Source organism: Protofrankia sp. CiP1_Cm_nod4 (assembly GCF_982290645.1).
Map to the genome: position 1 here is coordinate 12,395 of NZ_CEVIVC010000101.1, position 2,633 is coordinate 15,027.

Annotated in this window: 3 protein-coding genes; 1 reads left to right on the forward strand and 2 read right to left on the reverse strand. The window is 70.6% G+C overall.

All coding sequences use genetic code 11. The features are described from left to right. Positions 1-48: 48 nt before the first annotated feature. On the reverse strand, positions 49-909 hold the full coding sequence (locus tag AC5LSR_RS17435; protein WP_250287081.1) for a hypothetical protein: 861 nt from the start codon (positions 907-909) through the stop codon (positions 49-51). 365 nt (positions 910-1,274) lie between these two features. Here AC5LSR_RS17435 and AC5LSR_RS17440 point away from each other — a divergent pair, with 365 nt between their 5' ends. Continuing rightward, positions 1,275-2,060 carry a pirin family protein gene (locus tag AC5LSR_RS17440; protein WP_250287080.1) on the forward strand — a complete coding sequence of 262 codons (786 nt, stop codon included), beginning with the start codon at positions 1,275-1,277 and terminating at the stop codon, positions 2,058-2,060. A 90-nt stretch (positions 2,061-2,150) separates the two neighbouring features. Here AC5LSR_RS17440 and AC5LSR_RS17445 read toward each other — a convergent pair. Next, positions 2,151-2,633 (reverse strand): transketolase-like TK C-terminal-containing protein (locus AC5LSR_RS17445; RefSeq protein WP_493468685.1); only part of this gene is annotated, 483 nt, incomplete at its 5' end.

Here is a 2,633-nt window from a genome sequence, read left to right on the forward strand (position 1 = left end):
GGCGGGCAGCCGGCCATGGCCTGGCGGCCTGGCGGTAGCGGTTGACGCCTAGCGGTAGCGGTTGGTGTCGATGTCGTAGCGCTCCTGGAGCGGGACCAGCGTGTGCAGTGGCGCGGTCAGGCTCGCGACGGTGTCGGGGTCGAGGATGTCCTGCACGAGCAGGGCGCACGCGAGGTCCGCGCAGAGCTCCATCACCCGCTGGTCGGTGCCGGCGTCCACGGAGTCGATCGTCGTGTGGCAGGACGGGCACAGCCGCCAGAAGCCCTCGGCGGCGCTGCGGCGTATCAGCGTCCACACCCGGCGGCGCCCCGTGCGCACGGCGCTGTTGAACGCGATCTGCATGGCGTCCTGGTGGGCGGTCTCGTCCCGGGTGAGCGCGGCGACCAGCAGACGGTCGTAGGTCCGCAGGCTGTCGGCGTCGTGACAGCGCCGTGCCAGCGCCGGCAGCGCGGCAAGAACCCGCTTGACCTCGGATCCGAACGGGCCGAGATCCGGTTCGTGCCCGCGGCTGCGGGGGTAGACGGCGCGCCAGGGCCGCAGCAGCGCGGCATACTCCGACCTGGTGAGAATCGGCTTGGCGTAGGCGGCCGCGATCGCGTCCCGGACCGCCTTGAGCGCGGTCGCGGTGACGTTCGGGTCGACTGTCACGTAGTCGTCGATGCCGGCGAGGTCGTCGGCGTAGATGGCCGACAGGGCGTCGAACGCGGCAAGGACCTCGATGACCAGTGGCGCGTCCGGTGAGAGTGCCTTGTCCCGCGCGGTGGCGAGTTGGGGTGTGTTGCGCCAGGCCAGGGCCAGCTGGTTGAGTTCGGCGTCACTGGTGTGCACGAGTTGGGCGAGGATCGCGAGGATCCCGCGGAGATTGGGATGATTCTCCAGCCTGTCGATTCGACGGAAACGCAGAATCATGCCGGTTTCCCCGGCTTCGCGCAGGCCATGTCACGTTTTCGTATTCCAACGATGACGCCGAGTAGTATTTCTCTCCGTGGTGGCTCTGGCATCTGCTGTCGGGTCGGGCTGTCGGCAGCCGTCACATCGCCTCCTCACGAGGCCCTTAGGTCGCGCCTGGCGGTCGGTTGGCCACTGGTTGGCCAAAGGCCCCGTTCTTCCTGGCCATCCGACTGGGATCATAGCCGTCGGGGCGAATAGATTGGACCATGGTCTCGGCAGCATGTACGTCGGATGAACCCTACGGCAACTGGCGCACCGATAGTAGCCGCAACGATGGTAGCCGGCGGACGCGGGCCAGCGACAGGAAAGGGGCGCGAGCAACTGTGACCGATATCTCGGCGCTGCGGGGGGCGGGGATTGCCGTCAGGCGCGCGGACGGCCGGGCGGTGACCCGGAATGACTGGTTGGACTCCCGTCACTCGTTCGCGTTCGGTCGCCACTATGATCCGGCCAACACCCATTTCGGCCTGCTGCTGGTCAGTAACGACGACCATGTCGCTCCCGGTGGCGGCTTTGCCACTCACTCGCACCGGGACATGGAGATCGTGACCTGGGTGCTGGAGGGTGAGCTCCTGCACACGGATTCCACCGGGACCCATGGCACCATCCGGCCCGGGGTCGCTCAGCGTATGAGCGCCGGCACGGGGATTACGCACGCGGAGACGAACGCGGCCGGCGCCACCGGCGGCCCGGGGACGCCCGACGCCCTGGACGATCCGGGCACCGTCCACTTCATCCAGATGTGGGTGACCCCCGACCATACCGGGATCACGCCCAGTTATGCCCAGCGGGATGTGGCGGACGCCCTCGCCACCGGCGAGCTGGTGGCGATCGCCGGCGGGGCGGGCTCGAGCGCCGCCATCGACATCCAGCAGCGCAACGCGGTCCTGCACGCGGCGCGCCTGCCCGCCGCCGGCCGGGTGAGCCTGCCGTCCGCGCCGTGGGTGCACCTGTTCGTCGCGCGCGGCACGGTCACGCTGGAGAGCGCGGGCGAGCTCGGCACCGGGGACGCGGCCCGGATCAGGGGCTGTGACAGCCTCGCGGTGGCCGCCGAGGCCGGGCCGGCGGAGATCCTGGTATGGGAGATGCACACCGCGCTGGGACGCTGACCGGCCGCCGGCCGGCCAGACCGACCGGCCGGCGGCCGGCGGTCGGTCGGCGGCCGGTGGAGTTTCGGCGCCGCGTGGCGCCTCCTGGTGCTACGCCTCCCGCAGCCGGTACCGGTGGATCGCGTCCTCGACGACCGTTGCCTTGATCGCGCCGTGGCGGGTCAGGGCCTCCAGCGTCGCCACCGTGATCGACTCGGCGTCGACGTGGAAGTGGCGGCGCAGCGCCGCCCGGGTGTCCGAGCGCCCGTAACCGTCGGTGCCCAGGGAGGAGTAGTCCTGGGGGATCCAGCGGGAGATCTGGTCCGGCACCGCCCGCATCCAGTCACTGACGGCGATCACCGGCCCGGGTGCCCCCTGCAGGAGCCGGGTCACGTACGGCCGGCGTTCCACCGAGTCCGGGTTGAGCAGGTTGTGCTCCTCGCAGCTGAGTGCCTCGCGGCGCAGCTCGTTCCAGGAGGTCACCGACCACACGTCCGCCTGTACGCCGAAGTCGTTCGCGAGCAGCTCCTGGGCGTCCAGCGCCCAGCGCATCCCGGTGCCGCTGGCCAGCAGCTGCGCGCGGGGCGGCTCGGC

Coding starts and splice junctions, on each gene's coding strand:
- AC5LSR_RS17435 (WP_250287081.1), bottom strand. CDS start 909: ATGATTCTGCGTTTCCGTCGAATCGACAGGCTGGAGAATCATCCCAAT.